The organism is Maritimibacter alexandrii (assembly GCF_005871115.1).
GTDB classification, from domain to species: Bacteria; Pseudomonadota; Alphaproteobacteria; order Rhodobacterales; family Rhodobacteraceae; genus Maritimibacter; species Maritimibacter alkaliphilus.
Window position 1 is genome coordinate 136509 of the sequence record NZ_SWKQ01000015.1, and the last position, 16062, is coordinate 152570.

The following is a 16062-nucleotide window of genomic DNA, read 5'->3' on the forward strand; positions in this document are numbered from 1 at the left end:
GATCTCGTCTTAAGGACGGTGAGGGCCGCCAACGCGCGTACCCTGTGTTTGCTATGGGAGAGACCGCTTCTTGACGGCGGAGACCGCTTGGGCAATCATACCAGGGCATCCGAGACACCGGATGCCCCATGACCTGCTGACCTAAGCAGCAAAATTTTCCCGATATAGGACGTTGTCGACTCGAATGCTTCGAGGCTTGCCTCTGGTCCGCGCCAATCGATCCAGTTCGTCGATGACCTGGTAGGCGCGGAAGTTCGCCCTCGCAGCGGTCGCGAGAGCCTCTCTCGTGAAGCAGTCCACGATCGTCAGGATCCGGAACGGTTTCTTGTCGAACAAGCGGTCCGACATGAAGTCCATGGCCCAGACGTCGTTCATGCCGTCGGCCTCCGATCGACCGGATCGATACCGGCAGGCGCGACGCCGCTTCGGGCTGCGGGTCCTTATCGACAGGCCTTCTTCGCAGTATAGCCGGTACAGGCGCTTGTGGTTCACGTGCCAACCCTCGCGCTACAGCAGAATGTGCAAACGGCGATATCCATACCGCACCCGGCTCTCAGCCAATTCTTTCAGCCTCATACGAAGTTCTACTTCAGGATCCCGCCTGGATTGGTATCTGTGGGAAGCCCGTCCGAAGCCCATGGCCCGGCAGGTCCGGCGTTCCGACACCTCAAACACATCCTGATAGTGCCGGATGACTGCACGGCGACGGACAGGCTTCACCACTTTTTTCGCAGTGCATCCTGAAGCATGGTCTTGTCCAACGTCAGACCCGCGACCAGACGTTTCAGCTTCCCGTTCTCGTCTTCGAGCTGCTTCAGTCGCCGGATCTCGGATACGCCCATCCCGGCATAGACCTTCTTCCAGCGATAGAACGTCGCTTCCGAAATCCCCATCTTTCGGCAAATCTCGCCGACCGTCGTTCCCGTTTCCGCCTGCCTCAAGGCAAAGGCAATCTGTTCGTCGCTGAATCGTTTCTTCGGCATCAGTACACTCCTCTCTTGCCAGAAATGTACCCAAAATTTCGCACTCAGTTCGGACCAGTTTCAGGGGTCAAGACCATCCTCCGTTTTCCTAAACATAACGGCGGACCACTTCAGTGGGGGCGGATCAACTTCAAGCCGGTGAGGATCGTCTGCTCAGATAGAGTAAATAGTCGTAAGGCATTGCAAGAGGTGGCCTGGATTTTCGACCAGTTTGCAGCCCTCAATCCCGCACCTGACGCGATCTTCATTGCATCGTTGTCTGCGGCGGCATGGGAGATCCCGTTTGCCAGAGGCCGAAGGTGAAGAGCCGAAGCGGCAGAATTTCAAACGCGACCCGATTGGCTATTTTCCTATCGACATCGCCGAAGTCAAGACAGCGTAAGGAAAGCTTTATCTCTTTGAGGCCACTAACCGAATTAGCAAGTTTGCTTTCGCGCAACTGGTCGCGCATGTCAATCGCAAGTCGGATTGCGAGTTTCTTGAACACCCTCTCGAATCCGTTCCGTACAAGATCCACACCAAACCGACGGATAACGGCATCCAGTTCGCTGAACAGGCTCGGAGCCGTGACAGCGTGACGTTCCGCAAGATGCGGTTTGATCTGATCTGCGAGGCAAATGATATCAAGCATCGACTAGCGAAACCCAACCACCCGTGGAGTGAGGAGGGTCAGGCAATGTTCCGAGGGACCATTGCCCCGACGAACGGCCAGGTCGAAGGTTTGAACCGCACATTTTGGACGCCACGGTCACACGGTATCATGACGAGAGCCACGATCAGCTTCGTAGCCACCTCAGTGACGCCCTGGACGCTTACAACTTCGCGCGCCGCCTCAAGACGCTGAAATGCCTAACGCCGCCCTACGAATACATCAGCAAAATCTGGACTGCAGAACCAAATCATTTATCCTAAATCCGATCCACCAGATGCTGCGATGAACCCCTTGGGTCAGGCCGTTCGACATCAGCAGCGCGAAACGCCGACCTGCACTACTGTCTTGACTGGCTCAACACCGCAAGGCCACACTCGGCGCTTTAAGGCCTTTCCCCCGCGCTCGGCGTTGAGCAACCCGATGGGATCCAACACCTAGGTGCCGAGCGGCATTGCGCAAGTGCATACAGTCCCTTTTGTCGAGGGAATCACCCCCAGTTCAATTGATTCGAATTCCTCGCTGGCGAGCAGGATGTCTTCTTTGTGTGTCAGCGCCTCGACATGCCCGCAAAGAATACGCGAATAAGACCATTTCGATTCGGCGACCACCGTTCCGTCCCTGCGGCACAACTGAATGATCAATGGTGCGTCCTGACCATTGGCCGAGCAGGATTGAAAGCCATCGCCGATACCAAATGCCTCGACGCGGCAATGCCCCTCGGAAAGGCATTGAATGCTGAGTTCAATCTCAACCATCCCGACAGCGGCGTCGAAATTTTGGTCATAGAAATAGACGCTCCCGATCCGGCCATAGCGGACTTTGCCGAGGGATGCATCATGGGGAACCTGCGGATCTGCGCGATCCGGCATCCGCGGTGGAAGCATGCCAAGACTGCAGCTTTGATACCCGCTAACAACCTGTATTTTATCACTATCTTCTGCTTTTTGCGACATAACTGTGCGCCTCCCTGATTTTCGTGCATTGACAAACAGTCTAACCTGTTTGTAAATTCTTGGCAAGAAAGTTGACCGGCCGGGAGGTGGCCGGAGAAGGGGGGAGAGAATGCAGACCGACAATTACAGAAATGCTCCGGGCGTGGCCTGCAGGTTCGTTGGCCGCCCATGACCGAACGAGTCGTTGTCGTTGGCGCCGGTCAGGCCGGGGCCCGAGTCGCGCTGGAACTCCGTTCGGCGGGATTCTCCGGTTCGGTCGTTCTGGTCGGGGCGGAGCCGCATCTGCCCTATGAGCGACCCCAGCTATCCAAGGAAATGCTGACAGATCCGGCTTGGTCGACTCGTTTCATGAAGGCGCAGAGCGACTGGAGCGCCGCCGAAATAGATTTGCGGCTGGGCAGCCCCGTCGTCGACGCCGATCCCAACGCTCGGGTCGTGGCGCTCGCCGGGGGCGAGGAGCTTTCCTATGATCATCTGGTTTTGGCGACGGGTACCAGCGCCCGGCAATGTGATCAGCTTGCCGGGTTGACCGTGCCGATCCATGTCCTGCGCACGATCGAGGACGCTGCTGCCATCCGCGAACGGATGGCTATGGGTGGAAAGATCTTGATCGTGGGCGGCGGGATCATCGGACTGGAAGTTGCCGCAGCGGCAGCGGGGACCTGCGACGTGACTGTGGTCGAGGCCGGCTCACGTCTATTTGAACGGGGACTGCCCGCGGAGGCGTCCGAACATCTGGAACGGCTACACGCCGGGAACGGCGTTCGTTTCCGGTATGATGTAAGGCCGGTCTCGGCGTCGGGGTGCGACACCACGCTGAGCGATGGATCGGTGGAAAGCGCCGATCTTGTAGTAGTCGGCATCGGGGTGGAGCCGCCGCGCGGGATTGCCGCCATGATCGGTTTGCCAGAGGGCGCGCAGGGGCTTCGGGTCGACGACAGGGCCGTCACCGAACGCAGCGGTGTGCTGGCGGTCGGGGATGCGACCGAACAGTTCAGCCGGTGTCACAATCGCTGGATGCGGATCGAGACCTGGGCGAATGCCAACCAGCAGGCCGCCATCGCCGCGGCGTCCATAACAGGCACGGCGCAGCCGGCAAAGGCTGCGCCGTGGTTTTGGTCCGATCAGTATAGCATGAACATTCAGGTGGCGGGCGACAGCATCGGTGAAGAGACCGTCTTGCGCGGTGATCCTGCCAGCGGTCGCTTCGCCGTCATCGCCTTGCGGGGCGGTGAAATCGTCGGGGGCACCACAATCAATGTTCCCAAGGACATGGCCGCAATACGTAAACTGGTCGGAAACGGCATCCGGCTGGAGCGGGCCGCCATCGAGGACCCCGCTTACAAACTCAGACAGGCAATTCCCGCCTGAAACCCATCAACCGGAGGAGGATAAGACGCAATGAAGCCCAACGGAAACGATCCCTTGGTGATGATCGACAACGATCGGCATCTCTTCAAGGTTTCCAGAAACAACTTTACTGACCCGGATGTGTTCGTAAAAGAGCGCGAGCGTATCTTTTCCACTTGCTGGCTTTATCTCGGCCACGAATCGGAACTAAAGAAACCGGGTGACTTTGTGACCCGAGTGGTCGGCGGCCGCAGCATTCTGTTCAACAAGGACCGCCAGGGCAACATCCGGGCGCTGTTCAATTCCTGTCCCCACCGGGGTTCCCAAGTCTGCCGTGAACGCAAAGGCAACGCCAAGTCCTTTCAGTGTTTCTATCATGGCTGGGTCTTCGGCCAGGACGGCGCGCTGAGAAATCAGCCGGGCGAAGAAAGCTATGGGCACGACTTCAAGAACGACCCTGATTCCAACATGCGTCAGGTGCCCCGGCTGGAAAGTTATCGCGGGCTGTATTTCTTGTGCTACGACCCTGAAGCAATCCCGCTTGTTGATTACCTTGGCAACGCCAAGGAATATCTGGATGTGATCTTCGATCAATCGGTGGACGGTATGGAGATCATTGGCGGCACGCAGGAATACGCGATGAACGCCAATTGGAAGCTTCTGGTTGAAAACAGCATCGACGGCTATCACGCGACAAGCACCCATGCGACTTATCTGGACTATCTCAAGTCCATGGAAGGCGGTCTCACGGACGTCGCATTGCGCGGAGTCGGAAAGGACCTTGGTAAAGGCCACGGAGTAATCGAATACACCGCGCCCTGGGGGCGTCCGGCCGGTCAGTGGGTGTCGCTCTGGGGCGAGGAAGGCAAGCAAGAGATCGATGCTCTTAACGCTCGGAACGAAAAACTGTACGGCAAGGAGAAAGCAGACCGGATCGCTTACAAGAATCGCAACCTGCTGATCTTCCCCAATTTGATCATCAATGACATCATGTCGTTGACAATCCGCACCTTCTTCCCGCAATCCCCAAACCTGCTTCACGTCAATGCATGGGCGGCCGGACCGCAGGAAGAGAGCGCGGCAGCTCGCAAGTTCCGCTTGTCGAACTTCTTGGAATTCCTCGGGCCCGGCGGCTTTGCCACGCCGGACGATATAGAGGCGCTGGAACATTGCCAGCTGGGCTATCGCAACAGTGAGGACGTGCGGTGGAACGACATATCAAAGGGCATGGGGCTGGAACAACCGGCCATGGACGACGAAGCGCAGATGCGGGCGTTCTGGCGCGAATGGAGCCGCCGCCTTACCGGCTCGGAAGAAACCCAGGGAGAACGGGCATGAGCGTTACAATAAAGAAGGGATCTGCCGCCGGGACGCTTACGCGGCCGGAAGTTGAGGACTTTCTCTACGCCGAAGCCGAGCTTCTTGACGAATGGCGGCTGCCGGAATGGCTGGACCTGTTCACCGACGATGCGACCTATCAGATTCCGCCGACAGACATTCCCGCCGACGCGTCGCCTGAAAACAATCTTTTCTATATCGCGGATGACAGGTATCGGCTGGGCGAACGGGTCAAACGGTTGATGAAGCGGACTGCGCATGCGGAGTACCCACATTCGAAGACCCGCCATCAAGTGTCGAATGTCCGCATCCTTTCACAAGATGCCGATCAGGTTGAAGTCGCGTGCAATTTTTTCACGTTTCGGACCAAGGATGACTTCAACAACATCTTCTTTGGCAAGCTCCTATACCTGCTGACGGTTTCAGACGGCACAATAAGGATAAGGTCCAAGCGTGTTGTTCTCGATACCAACGGTCTCCGCAATCAGGGCCGGATCAGCATAATCTTGTGACGCAAATGGGTGGCACCCGGGGCAGACCGGGGTACGACCGCCTAAGAATAATGGGACGGAATATGGGTAGAAAACTGTCAGGAAAGGTTGCCCTCGTAACGGGAGCGGGGCGCGGCATTGGTCTGGTCATCGCCGAACGTCTGATGGCAGACGGTGCACGGCTGGTGATTGCCAATTTCGACGAGGCCGAAGCGAGCAAGGCGGCCGAGGAAATGTCGTCGCGCCATTTTCGTGGAAAGCCTCCGGTTGTCGTTCCTGGAAACCTCTCGGAAGAAGCCGTTGCCAAGGCGGCTGTCGAAGCGGCTATTGACGCATACGGACGGCTCGACATCCTGATCAATAATGCAGGTGGCGGCATCATCAAAGCATTTGCCGAACATACGCCCGACACACTTCGCGAGACCATTGACCGAAATCTCTGGACGGCGATCTGGTGCAGCTGGCACGCGTTGCCTGTCATGCGCGAACAGGGTGGCGGCCGGATCGTAAACATCGGCGCCGATTCAGTGCGAAACGGCCTGTGGGATCACGCCGCCTATAATGCGGCAAAGGGGGGCATGCACGGCATGACCACCGGGTTGGCCCGGGAGTACGCCCTTGACGGGATTACCGTAAATACGGTGGCCCCTTGCGCGACCAACACACCGCAAATGGCCGAGATTACCGAGCGCAATCCGGAATTGGCGGAGAAGTTTCTGAGTGTGATTCCGATGAGGCGACCGGCGGAAATGGCCGAGATCGCTTCCATGGTAAGTTACCTCGCCTCGGACGAAGCGAGTTTCGTGACAGGGCAGGTGATTTCGGTAAATGGCGGGAGCACGATGTTATGAGTGATGATAAAATAGAAACGGTGCCTCTATTCCCCGCCGAGGATTTGCCGGAGGGCGAAATTCGTGCTGAAACCCTTCCGAATGGAGACGCCATCGCCGTCTACAATGTCGATGGCTCCTTCTTTGCCACACAGGACCAATGCACACATGGCGAGGCGTCTTTGTCCGAAGAGGGAGAGTTGTGCGGCAAGTTTGTCGAATGTTCATGGCACTTCGGAACCTTCGATGTGACCACGGGCGAACCCGGGCTCATGCCCTGTGAAATTCCGTTGAAGACCTACAATGTTTTCGTCGCGGATGGAAAGGTATGCATTGAATACTGAAGCTTCTTCCAAAAGACAGAATGGCAAAGCAAGAGCTAACGCCAAAACCGATGCGACCAATTCTTCACGGTCGCAGGACGAACGCAGCGAGGAAATGCGATCGCGCCTCATAACTGCTTCGATCGGAGTGTTGCGCGAACGTGGGTTTGCCGGGTTCAACACCGAGGCCGTGGTTCAAAACGCCGGGGTATCGCGGGGCGCTCTGCTGCATCATTACCGTCGCAAGCGGGATCTCATCCTGGCGGTACACGAGCACGTCTACCAGATTGCCGTTGAAAAAAGCATCGAGAGTGCAGAGGCGGTAACCGACCAGAGCATGATTTTCGACGAGATGCTGAAGGATGCAGAAAGCTTTTTTCTGGGGGAGCACTTCTTCAGCGTTCTGGGCATTGTCTTGTCCGCGAACACCGATCCCGATCTCAAGACCGAGATCCTGGAGGCGTCGCAGAAAGCGCGTCTGCCGATCGAGGCGGCTTGGGTCAAAGTCATGTCGGAATACATGCCGCGGCCACTTGCCGAGAACCTCGTCTATATGACGTACAACATGGTCCGGGGCTACGCGATGCGGACGCTCTGGGAAGACGATGCCAAAAAATATGCTGAAGTCACCACCATCTGGAAATCCATGATGATTGATGCGTTGAAACGCGAAAACATCGAATGGCCCGTTGATCAGGCAAAGCTGCAACGGCTCTGAAATAAGCTTATTCACAAACCGGAGGATAAAGAAATGAAAATGAAGCAGATTGCCAAGAATTTGGCCGTGGCGGCCACATTTGCCGCAGGACCAGCGTTGGCTGCGGACGACGAGGTCGTGATTGGGATGAGCGCCGCTTTGAGCGGGGGGGCCGCCGGCACATACGCCGCGCCGGCCGAAGGATTGAAGCTCTATATCGACCGGCTGAACGACGCCGGTGGCGTTAATGGAAGAACCGTGTCGCTGGTGATTTATGACGATCAGGGGGATGCATCTAGGGCGGCTAGCAACGCCAAAAGGTTCCTAACCCAGGATGATGTGCAGATGATCATCTCGGTCAGCACATCGGCAACTTTTGCCCCAATCATAAGCCAGGCAACTCGCCGAGAAGTGCCGGTATTGTTCGCCGGTTCGGTCTGCCCCGCTGAGACGATGCCGCCGGCCAAGCCGCTTTTGTACTGTTCGACCGGTTTTTCCGCGGTGCATGATAGCATCGCGATGGTCGACTACCTGCGCGAACGAGAGAGCGGCGACATCACCATCGGGTTTTCCGCCATGGGCATTCCAATCTCGCGGGCGGGGATGGAAGAAGCTGAGCGGATGGTCTTGGAAGCTGGCATGAAATCGGCCGGCGTTGAAATCGCGCCGCCCGGCACAGCTGACTACACATCCTTCGCGACGAAACTTATTCAAAACGAAGCCGAGGCCGTTCTTTCCTGGGCGCCGTGGTCTGTACAAATCCGTTTCGTCGATGCGCTGCGCAAGCAGGGTTGGGAAGGGAACGCTTACGTCGGTCACCTCGCCGAGGCGGAACTTGAGATGTTGAAAATAAAAGATCCGGGCCTAATCGCCGTGGGCAGCAACGTGATGCTGTTCGAAAATAGTGAAGCCACGCGAACCCTTGTCGACGCGGTGACGGAATCCGGTTCCAGCCTAAATCCAGAGGCCATTCTTGACGGATGGGTCGGTGGAATCGTCGTCGAAGGTGTCCTTGAAGAGCTTGGCGAAGACACAAGCGCCGAGGCGATCAATGCCGTCATGAGCAACATCGAGATCGATACGAAGGGATTGCGCGGCGGCCCGATCAAATGGACCGACAACAATCATTTCCGCGAAACTATCTATTACCGCGCCTACCGCTGGAGCGACGAAAAGGGCGCGATGGAGATCGCACGGGACTGGAAGGCCTACGAGGTCGAATGAGGCCTGAGCGCGACGGGAGCTTATCATGCAAATTCTAGCAAATATCGTTGTTTTGACGTCGTTGTACGCTCTTGTCGCGAGCGGCTATGTCTTGGTGTACAAAGTCAGCCGTGTCCTGAATCTGGCACATGGCGAACTCATGATCCTGGGAGCTTACCTGTTGGTTGCCACATCGGCAGGTATAGCCTCGGATCCTCTCGCTGCGATTGCCATCACCGCGATGTTTTCGATCGTCGTCGGGTTGTCCGTCTACCTGCTGTTGATGCGCAAGATGACGGGACAACCGGTGTTGGCCGCCGTTCTGACAACCGTAGCGTTAGGCATTCTTTTGCGCGGCGCAATGGTCCTGATCTGGGGACCACAACAACTGAACGCTGCGGCAATGATCAGCTTCGACAATGCCTCGATCGCGCTTACCGACTCAGTCCGGGTTTCCACCGCCGCGCTGTGGCTCGTTGTTTGCACGTTCCTGGTCTACCTAGGGCTTCTGGCATTTCTTCACATGTCACGCTGGGGCATGCGGATGCGAGCTTCTGGACAGAATGCGTTGCTGGCGGCGCAACGCGGGATCAACCTACATACCGTCTATGCCTTGGCTTGGACCCTGTCGACCTTTTCGGGGTCGCTGGCGGGAGTACTTGTCACCCTCGATTCCCGTATCGACGTGAACATGGCGGTGATCGGGCTCAAAGCCTTTCCGGCGGCACTTGTTGGCGGGTTGGACAGCCTGCCCGGTGCCCTGATCGGCGCAGGTGTCATCGCTGCCCTGGAGGTTCTTCTGATCCATTACGTTAATCCGCTTCTGTCCGATGTCGTGCCGTTCCTTGTACTGATCGCAATTCTGATCGTCCGGCCCTGGGGCCTGTATGGCACCAAGGAGGAACTCAATCGTGTCTAATATAGAAACCGGCATCGGAAAAACGGCCCTTGCCACAGAAAGTAGAAAGCGACTAAGCAAGAATCAGGTGGCCTGGATCGGTTTGATCGTTCTGCTTGTTCTTTTGCCAACCTCGGCCACGCCTTTTCATCTCGACATCGCGTCGCAGATCTTTATCGCGGGCATCGGAGCGCTGGCGCTCATGGTTCTGACCGGTTTTGCGGGACAGATCTCTCTGGGTCACAGCGGCCTGATGGCGGCTGGCGCGTTTACCACCGGGATCCTTTACAAGGAAACGGGTGCGGGTATCTGGATAACCCTTCCGGCTTCGGTCGTGGCGGGCGCGGTGATTGGCCTAATCTTCGGCCTGCCGTCCTTACGGCTGCGTGGCATCTATTTGGCGATGAGCACTTTGGCGCTGCATTTTCTCGTTATCTACCTCGGAGGCGAGTACGAATTCGCTAGCGGCGCTTCGACTGGCATCTATCTCGATCCACCAGTGATCTTCGGGTACGAGATTTATGATGGATATGCTTGGTACTACGTACTTTTGGCGCTGGCCGCGGGTACCTATTGGGGGTGCCGAAACCTACTGAATTCCAAAACGGGCCGCGCTTGGGAAGCCCTTCATGCGAATGAAACGGCGGCCGAAGCTCTTGGTGTGCAGGTCGCCAACTACAAGCTGCTGGCCTTCGTCATCACATCGGGAATCGCCTCTTTCTCGGGCGCATTGTTCGCCTATTATCAGAACTTCGTGGCGGTCGAAGCCTTTACCTTGTTCCTGAGCATCCAGTATATCGCGATGATCATCATTGGTGGGATGGGCAGCTTGCCGGGAGCACTGCTGGGCGCCGTTTTCGTCACACTGGTTCCTTATTGCGTGGAATGGCTAATGGAAGCGGTGCCCCACGTAGGACTCGACATCACGACGGTTTCATCGGCCTCGCATGCAGCCTTCGGTCTTCTGATGATCCTGTTTCTAGTCTTCGAACCCAACGGCCTGATCGGCATCTGGAAACGCATTGTCAGTCAATTCGCATCGCCGTCGAAACGGGAGGACACGCAATGACAGACATTCTGGAAGTCACGGACCTTGAAGTCACCTATCAACGTTCGATCCGGGCATTGCACGGTGTCAACCTGCGGGTTGAGAAAGGTCAGATTGCCGCGCTCTTGGGGGCCAACGGTGCTGGAAAATCGACCACGCTCAGGGCGATCTCGGGGTTCATCGGGTTGGACAATGCACGGGTGACCGCCGGCAACGTGCGGTATTTCGGTGAAGACATCACCGGGCTTCAGCTTCCGAAAACGATCCACAAGGGTATCGTTCTGGTGCCCGAGCGGGACAAGGTTTTTACCAACCTGACCGTTGCCGAGAACCTGGAAGTCGTCTCGACCACGCGGGCCGAAGGCAGCAACTGGCGGCAGATCGAAGACGAAATCTTTGTCTATTTTCCCAGATTGGCAAAACTCAGGACCAAACCGGCTGGCTTGCTGTCAGGGGGCGAGCGTCAGATGCTGGCGATTGGGAGCGCGCTTGTCTGCAAGCCGAACCTATTGCTGATCGACGAGCTGTCGCTGGGGCTGGCTCCGGTGATCGTCGATGAGATCATCGAGCGGTTGCGCGACATTCACGCCCGGACCGAACTATCCATACTTTTGGTCGAGCAAAGCGCCGCGGTGGCTTTTGCGCTGGCAAGCTACGGCTTCGTTTTGGAAAACGGCAAAGTCGAACTTGAAGGTGCGACCCAAGACCTGCGGACCAACCAGAAGATCCTCGAACTTTACCTTGGGAGCGGAAGCGCGGGCCGTGCCGACTACCTGGCCAATGCGCGGCGCCGACGCGAGGAGCGAGCAAATGTATGATCTTGAACTCAAGGATGTAGAACTGCATTTTGGAGGTCTCGTCGTTCTCAACCGAGTTTCGCTTGGGGTTCAGTCGGGCGAATTGCTGGCACTGATCGGCCCGAATGGGGCCGGCAAGACCAGCATCTTTAACTGTATCAGCGGACTTTATCGACCCTCGGGCCAAATCGACTTCCTCGGCACGTCCCTAGTCGGCAAGAAACCCAGTGCCATTGCGGAAATGGGAATCGGGCGCACCTTTCAACATGCCGAACTGATCCCCCGGATGAACGCACGTGAAAACTTGCTTGTGGCCCGGCACAACCATCTCAAGGCGACACTTGCGGAACAATGGTTCCGACTGCCGTCGGCGCGGCGCGAAGAGGCCGAGCATCTCGCTGTGGTCAACGACGTGCTCGAGATGTTGTCGCTGACCCATCTGGCGCATTTGCCTGTCAGCGGTCTGCCTTTCGGAATTCAGAAGATCATCGGCTTTGGGCGGGCGCTGGTGGCCGAACCGAAAGTTCTTTTGATGGACGAACCTTCCGCGGGACTGACCCAGGAAGAACGCGAGGAACTTGCCTACCATATCGACGCCGCAAAGAAGCAACTGGGAATTCCGATGCTCTGGATCGAACACGACATGGAAATGGTCGCCGCGATTGCGGACCGTATCCATGTGTTGGATTACGGTCGGTCGATCGGAGACGGACCTCCTGATGAGGTGCTGGATAACCCCGAAGTGGTACGGGCCTATCTTGGCACGACTCAACTGACGCAAGGAGGCGCGGATGTGGCCGCGCCGCGGGAAGAAGGGGTGACCCCGGTATGATTGAAGAACTTCGGTTTGTTCGGTATCCAGCGAAAGAATTGGATGATTTCAAACGGTTCCTTGGAGGCGCGGTCGGGCTTCAGTCGGCGGACGGCAGTGACGACATCGCCCGTTTCCGGTCCGACGAGCGATCGTATTCAGTAGAATGCGACGCCACCGGCGCGACCGGCAAGCCGGTTGTCGGGTTCAGTGTCCGTTACCAGAGCGATCTTGATGACATCACAGGGAAGCTCACCGCCTGCGGACTTGAGCCCGCGCGGCTGTCCGCAGAGGTTTGTGCCGGAAAGCTCTACCGCGATGCGGTGGCCTTTGAAGATTTCGCCGGCAACCGGTTCGAGATCGTTGTGCGCCACGAAAACAAGAGCCAGCGGTTTTTCCCCGCCCGCGATGCCGGCATCAAAGCGATTTCGTCGGTTGATCTGCGCAGCCCTGACCCCGAGCGCGACATGGCGATCTGGACCGAGGTTTTCGGCGCCAGGGTGCGGGACTTTGCCGGAGAAAGCGGTCAGCTGGGTTTTGATGAACGACACCACCGCATCGCTTACTACCCAAGCCAGCGGAGTGGGCTGCTATCCGTCAATTTCGAGGTAGGCGACCTGAACGATATCATGCGCAGCAAGTATTTGCTTGCCAATCAACAGGTGCGAATCCTCGATGGTCCCGGGCGCGATCCCGCAAGTGGCGAAGTTTTTCTGTACTTTCAGGGGCCCGAGGACCTGATCGTGTCTTACGGCACCGGAATGAAAACTGTTGAGCCTGACTGGACCGCGCGACAATTCAGAAACGCGCGCGACTCGTTTTGCATGTGGAACTCCGATGGTCTGCTTCCCGAACGCTGGGGAGCCGATTGGGAAACCCAAGATAACAGAAAGGTGGGCACAAGATGATTGAACTGCTTGATGTATGCTATGTTCGGATGGGTACAAAAGATATTCAAACCAGCACCGACTTCGCAACGAGAATTCTGGGCCTGGAGGTTTCCGAAAGCAGCCGCAATTCGCGACACCTCAGATCAGATGAACGGGGACATACCCTATACTACCACGAAGGGGACCCCAACGACCACGTCGTCGGTTTCGAAGTCCGCGATAGTCAGACACTTGAAATCGCGGCTGCGACTCTCGAAGATCTTGGACACGATCTGCATAGGGGCACCCGCGACGAATGCGATTCTCGTCATGTAAGAGATTTCGTTGCTTTCCGAGAGCCCAGTGGCCTGAAAATCGAGCTGGTAGTTCAGCCAGAGATTATGGGCAAGCGTCATTTTCCGAGCCGGGACGCCGGAATCTCCGGCTTCAGCCATGTCGGCATTTTCAGCCAGGACTGCAAGCGGGATGAAGCATTCTGGACCCAGGTTTGCAACGCCCGCGTCAGTGATCGTATCGGAGACGTTCCGCTTTTGCGCGTGAATGAGATTCATCATACGCTCGCTCTTGTCCCGGCAGGGCGCGGCGGACTCCAGCATATCAACCACCAGGTTGAATCGACCGATGACATCATGCGTTCGTACAATCTGCTGAAACAACATAACGTTCCGATTACCTTCGGTCCGGGACGTCACCCGACGTCCGGTGCCCGGTTTGTTTATTTCCAGGGCCCTGACGGGATGACATTCGAATACTCTGTTGGTGTCAACAAGGTGGACGAAGAAACGTATAGGGAACGCCAGTTCGGTTTCGAACCTTTCAGCCTTTGCATGTGGGGCGCGAAATCGAATCTGAACGGCCTCGAGAACTGATATGGCTTTCGGAGGCGCATGTAAGCGCGTCTGTGCAGATTTCCGGTTGATGGATGGAAAGCTGTTTGGCCGGATGTTAACATGGAAGGCACCGCGGTGAAGAATTTGCGCACATCTGGGGCTATAGATGTCCATAGCCACGTGGTGCCCGACCGGTTTCCGGACGGAACAGAACGCGATGCGCGCTGGCCCTCCATTGTGCATGAACAGGACGGCTCGGCCAGGATCGTGATCGGTGGAAAGCCTTTTCGCCAGATCGATTTACGATCCTGGAACGCCGATGCCAGGTTGGCCGACATGGAGGCCAAGGGGATCGGCCATCAGGTGTTGTCGCCGATGCCCGAGCTTTTGTCCTATTGGTTCGGCGCCGGCGATGCAGAGGCGATCTGCGATTGCGTCAATACCTTTCTCGCAGATCTGGTCGCCACCTATCCGAAGCGGTTTTCAGCTTTCGGGATGGTGCCGCTGCAAACACCGGAAAAGGCCACTCACAGCCTGAGCGGGTTGCGGGACATGGGGCTGACAGGGATCGAGATCGGCACGCATGTTCAGGGTACGCCCCTGGGCGATCCGTCGCTTGCCCCCGTCTTTGCCGAAGCGGAACGGCTGAACATGACGGTTATGGTCCATGCGCTGCACCCGGCCGGGGTCGAGCGGATCGGCGATGTACCGGCAATGGCCGCGATTGCGGCGTTTCCGCTTGAGACAGCTCTCGCCGCCACGTCGCTGATGACAGCCGGGGTTCTGGAAAATCACCCCAATCTTCGCATTGTCCTTTCGCATGGCGGCGGTGCATTGCCCGCCATCCTGCCCCGGCTGGATCATGCGTACCGCTTGGGAATGCCGATCCGGAACAGCATGTCCGTGCCGCCCAGCAAACTGGCGCGCCGGTTCTATTTTGACAGCATCGTTTACGACGATGTCGCCCTGCAGTTTCTGGAAACAACCGTCGGACATGACAGGATACTGGCCGGTACCGACTATCCATTTCTGATTATGGAAAACGATCCGGTAGGGTTCATCCGGCGCGCACTGTCCGAAACGGCCGCCGATACTGTTCTGTACCGGTCGCCGGCCGTTTTGCTCGGGTTGCGGCAAACCGCATCCGGTCCATCACAAACCGAAGAACAGAGGGACGTATGACATTGGATAATAACCTGGCAGTCGCGGCCGAAGCATTGTGGCAGGCAGAGAAAAAAGCAACGCCGTGCGCTCCGATCCAAGAACATCTCAAGGACTACGGTCTTGATGCCGCATATGCCGTGCAGCAGGCCAATATCGAACGGCGTCTGGCCGGCGGCAGCCGGTTGATCGGGCATAAGATCGGACTGACCGCCAAGGCCGTTCAGGCTCAGATGGGCGTGGATCAGCCGGACTACGGCACCTTGCTGTCGGACATGATTGTCGGCGATGGGGGTATCATTTCATCGGACCGCGTGCTGCAACCAAAGATCGAAGCGGAGATCGCGTTTATTCTAGGCGACGATCTGGATATTGCCCAGCCGAATGCTGCGGATGTTTTGCGCGCAACCGTCTTTATTGCCCCGGCAATAGAGATCGTGGACAGCCGCATAGCCGATTGGAACATCACCCTGCTCGATACGATCGCCGACAATGCCTCGTCCGGATTGTTGGTCCTGGGCGCGCCGGTCATCTCGCCCCTGGGCTTCGATTTTTCCAACTGCGCAATGGAGATGACCCTGAATGGGCAGACCGTTTCCGCCGGAACCGGTGCGGCCTGCATGGGCAGCCCTGTCAACGCCGTCGCTTGGTTGGCTGAAAAGATGCGTGCAAACGGAACGCCCCTCAGGGCGGGGCAGATCATCCTGTCCGGAGCGTTGGGGCCGATGGCTCCGGTCACGGGCAAAGCAGTGGTTCAGGCCTCGATTGGCGGCCTGGGCCATGTCAGCGTTTCATTCACGGAGTGAT

General features: G+C 57.3%; 17 protein-coding genes and 1 pseudogene. 15 read left to right on the forward strand and 3 right to left on the reverse strand.

Translation table 11 applies throughout. The features are described from left to right. Window positions 1–171 precede the first annotated feature (171 nt). The 3 genes and pseudogenes from FCT00_RS21700 to FCT00_RS19335 all read right to left on the reverse strand — a co-directional run. A pseudogene (locus FCT00_RS21700) lies at window positions 172–983 on the reverse strand (IS3 family transposase); the annotation flags it as partial. Window positions 984–1227: 244 nt separating this feature from the next. Then, entirely contained in the window at window positions 1228–1614 is a 387-nt protein-coding gene (locus FCT00_RS21545) for a hypothetical protein (protein ID WP_171043051.1), read from the reverse strand. A gap of 455 nt (window positions 1615–2069) precedes the next feature. Beyond that, window positions 2070–2588 (reverse strand): hypothetical protein, encoded by a 519-nt coding sequence (locus tag FCT00_RS19335; RefSeq protein ID WP_133119827.1) that lies wholly within the window; start codon window positions 2586–2588, stop codon window positions 2070–2072. A 168-nt stretch (window positions 2589–2756) separates the two neighbouring features. Between FCT00_RS19335 and FCT00_RS19340 the strand changes: the two genes are divergently transcribed. The 15 genes from FCT00_RS19340 (at window position 2757) to FCT00_RS19410 (ending at window position 16061) form a co-directional block, all read left to right on the forward strand. Continuing rightward, a complete protein-coding gene (locus tag FCT00_RS19340) occupies window positions 2757–3959 on the forward strand; it encodes an NAD(P)/FAD-dependent oxidoreductase (protein WP_138424291.1) in 1203 nt (400 codons plus the stop codon). A 30-nt stretch (window positions 3960–3989) separates the two neighbouring features. Further along, window positions 3990–5276 carry an aromatic ring-hydroxylating oxygenase subunit alpha gene (locus FCT00_RS19345; RefSeq protein WP_138424292.1) on the forward strand — a complete coding sequence of 429 codons (1287 nt, stop codon included), beginning with the start codon at window positions 3990–3992 and terminating at the stop codon, window positions 5274–5276. Then, on the forward strand, window positions 5273–5788 hold the full coding sequence (locus tag FCT00_RS19350) for an aromatic-ring-hydroxylating dioxygenase subunit beta (RefSeq protein ID WP_138424293.1): 516 nt from the start codon (window positions 5273–5275) through the stop codon (window positions 5786–5788). Before FCT00_RS19345 ends, FCT00_RS19350 begins: the two co-directional genes overlap by 4 nt. 62 nt (window positions 5789–5850) lie before the next feature. Further along, window positions 5851–6618, forward strand: coding sequence for an SDR family NAD(P)-dependent oxidoreductase (locus tag FCT00_RS19355; protein WP_171043052.1), 768 nt, complete (start codon window positions 5851–5853; stop codon window positions 6616–6618). Beyond that, window positions 6615–6941, forward strand: coding sequence for a non-heme iron oxygenase ferredoxin subunit (locus FCT00_RS19360; protein ID WP_138424294.1), 327 nt, complete (start codon window positions 6615–6617; stop codon window positions 6939–6941). The genes FCT00_RS19355 and FCT00_RS19360 overlap by 4 nt, the downstream gene beginning before the upstream one ends. Beyond that, a complete protein-coding gene (locus FCT00_RS19365; protein WP_171043053.1) occupies window positions 6916–7638 on the forward strand; it encodes a TetR/AcrR family transcriptional regulator in 723 nt (240 codons plus the stop codon). Before FCT00_RS19360 ends, FCT00_RS19365 begins: the two co-directional genes overlap by 26 nt. A 33-nt stretch (window positions 7639–7671) precedes the next feature. Beyond that, window positions 7672–8841 carry an ABC transporter substrate-binding protein gene (locus FCT00_RS19370; RefSeq protein WP_138424296.1) on the forward strand — a complete coding sequence of 390 codons (1170 nt, stop codon included), beginning with the start codon at window positions 7672–7674 and terminating at the stop codon, window positions 8839–8841. Between the two features lie 25 nt (window positions 8842–8866). Further along, window positions 8867–9739, forward strand: coding sequence for a branched-chain amino acid ABC transporter permease (locus FCT00_RS19375; protein ID WP_138424297.1), 873 nt, complete (start codon window positions 8867–8869; stop codon window positions 9737–9739). Then, entirely contained in the window at window positions 9732–10787 is a 1056-nt protein-coding gene (locus FCT00_RS19380; protein ID WP_171043054.1) for a branched-chain amino acid ABC transporter permease, read from the forward strand. The genes FCT00_RS19375 and FCT00_RS19380 overlap by 8 nt, the downstream gene beginning before the upstream one ends. Beyond that, complete coding sequence (locus FCT00_RS19385; protein ID WP_171043055.1) at window positions 10784–11584, forward strand: ABC transporter ATP-binding protein; 801 nt, start codon at window positions 10784–10786, stop codon at window positions 11582–11584. Before FCT00_RS19380 ends, FCT00_RS19385 begins: the two co-directional genes overlap by 4 nt. After that, complete coding sequence (locus FCT00_RS19390) at window positions 11577–12395, forward strand: ABC transporter ATP-binding protein (protein WP_171043056.1); 819 nt, start codon at window positions 11577–11579, stop codon at window positions 12393–12395. Before FCT00_RS19385 ends, FCT00_RS19390 begins: the two co-directional genes overlap by 8 nt. Beyond that, window positions 12392–13282 (forward strand): VOC family protein, encoded by an 891-nt coding sequence (locus tag FCT00_RS19395; RefSeq protein WP_138424301.1) that lies wholly within the window; start codon window positions 12392–12394, stop codon window positions 13280–13282. The genes FCT00_RS19390 and FCT00_RS19395 overlap by 4 nt, the downstream gene beginning before the upstream one ends. Next, entirely contained in the window at window positions 13279–14133 is an 855-nt protein-coding gene (locus FCT00_RS19400) for a VOC family protein (protein WP_088626321.1), read from the forward strand. Before FCT00_RS19395 ends, FCT00_RS19400 begins: the two co-directional genes overlap by 4 nt. A gap of 81 nt (window positions 14134–14214) precedes the next feature. After that, on the forward strand, window positions 14215–15276 hold the full coding sequence (locus FCT00_RS19405) for an amidohydrolase family protein (RefSeq protein WP_138424302.1): 1062 nt from the start codon (window positions 14215–14217) through the stop codon (window positions 15274–15276). Further along, the gene (locus tag FCT00_RS19410; RefSeq protein ID WP_138424303.1) at window positions 15273–16061 is read left to right on the forward strand and encodes a 2-keto-4-pentenoate hydratase; all 789 of its coding nucleotides are present in this window, start codon (window positions 15273–15275) and stop codon (window positions 16059–16061) included. The genes FCT00_RS19405 and FCT00_RS19410 overlap by 4 nt, the downstream gene beginning before the upstream one ends. Window position 16062 lies beyond the last annotated feature (1 nt).

Bases quoted from the DNA above. Each gene is read 5' to 3' on its own strand.
- FCT00_RS19350 (WP_138424293.1), top strand. From the start codon at position 5,273: ATGAGCGTTACAATAAAGAAGGGATCTGCCGCCGGGACGCTTACGCGG.
- FCT00_RS19360 (WP_138424294.1), top strand. From the start codon at position 6,615: ATGAGTGATGATAAAATAGAAACGGTGCCTCTATTCCCCGCCGAGGAT.
- FCT00_RS19405 (WP_138424302.1), top strand. From the start codon at position 14,215: ATGGAAGGCACCGCGGTGAAGAATTTGCGCACATCTGGGGCTATAGAT.
- FCT00_RS19385 (WP_171043055.1), top strand. From the start codon at position 10,784: ATGACAGACATTCTGGAAGTCACGGACCTTGAAGTCACCTATCAACGT.
- FCT00_RS19400 (WP_088626321.1), top strand. From the start codon at position 13,279: ATGATTGAACTGCTTGATGTATGCTATGTTCGGATGGGTACAAAAGAT.
- FCT00_RS19340 (WP_138424291.1), top strand. From the start codon at position 2,757: ATGACCGAACGAGTCGTTGTCGTTGGCGCCGGTCAGGCCGGGGCCCGA.
- FCT00_RS19390 (WP_171043056.1), top strand. From the start codon at position 11,577: ATGTATGATCTTGAACTCAAGGATGTAGAACTGCATTTTGGAGGTCTC.
- FCT00_RS19355 (WP_171043052.1), top strand. From the start codon at position 5,851: ATGGGTAGAAAACTGTCAGGAAAGGTTGCCCTCGTAACGGGAGCGGGG.
- FCT00_RS19370 (WP_138424296.1), top strand. From the start codon at position 7,672: ATGAAAATGAAGCAGATTGCCAAGAATTTGGCCGTGGCGGCCACATTT.
- FCT00_RS19365 (WP_171043053.1), top strand. From the start codon at position 6,916: ATGGAAAGGTATGCATTGAATACTGAAGCTTCTTCCAAAAGACAGAAT.
- FCT00_RS19375 (WP_138424297.1), top strand. From the start codon at position 8,867: ATGCAAATTCTAGCAAATATCGTTGTTTTGACGTCGTTGTACGCTCTT.
- FCT00_RS19395 (WP_138424301.1), top strand. From the start codon at position 12,392: ATGATTGAAGAACTTCGGTTTGTTCGGTATCCAGCGAAAGAATTGGAT.
- FCT00_RS19410 (WP_138424303.1), top strand. From the start codon at position 15,273: ATGACATTGGATAATAACCTGGCAGTCGCGGCCGAAGCATTGTGGCAG.
- FCT00_RS21545 (WP_171043051.1), bottom strand. From the start codon at position 1,614: ATGCTTGATATCATTTGCCTCGCAGATCAGATCAAACCGCATCTTGCG.
- FCT00_RS19345 (WP_138424292.1), top strand. From the start codon at position 3,990: ATGAAGCCCAACGGAAACGATCCCTTGGTGATGATCGACAACGATCGG.
- FCT00_RS19335 (WP_133119827.1), bottom strand. From the start codon at position 2,588: ATGTCGCAAAAAGCAGAAGATAGTGATAAAATACAGGTTGTTAGCGGG.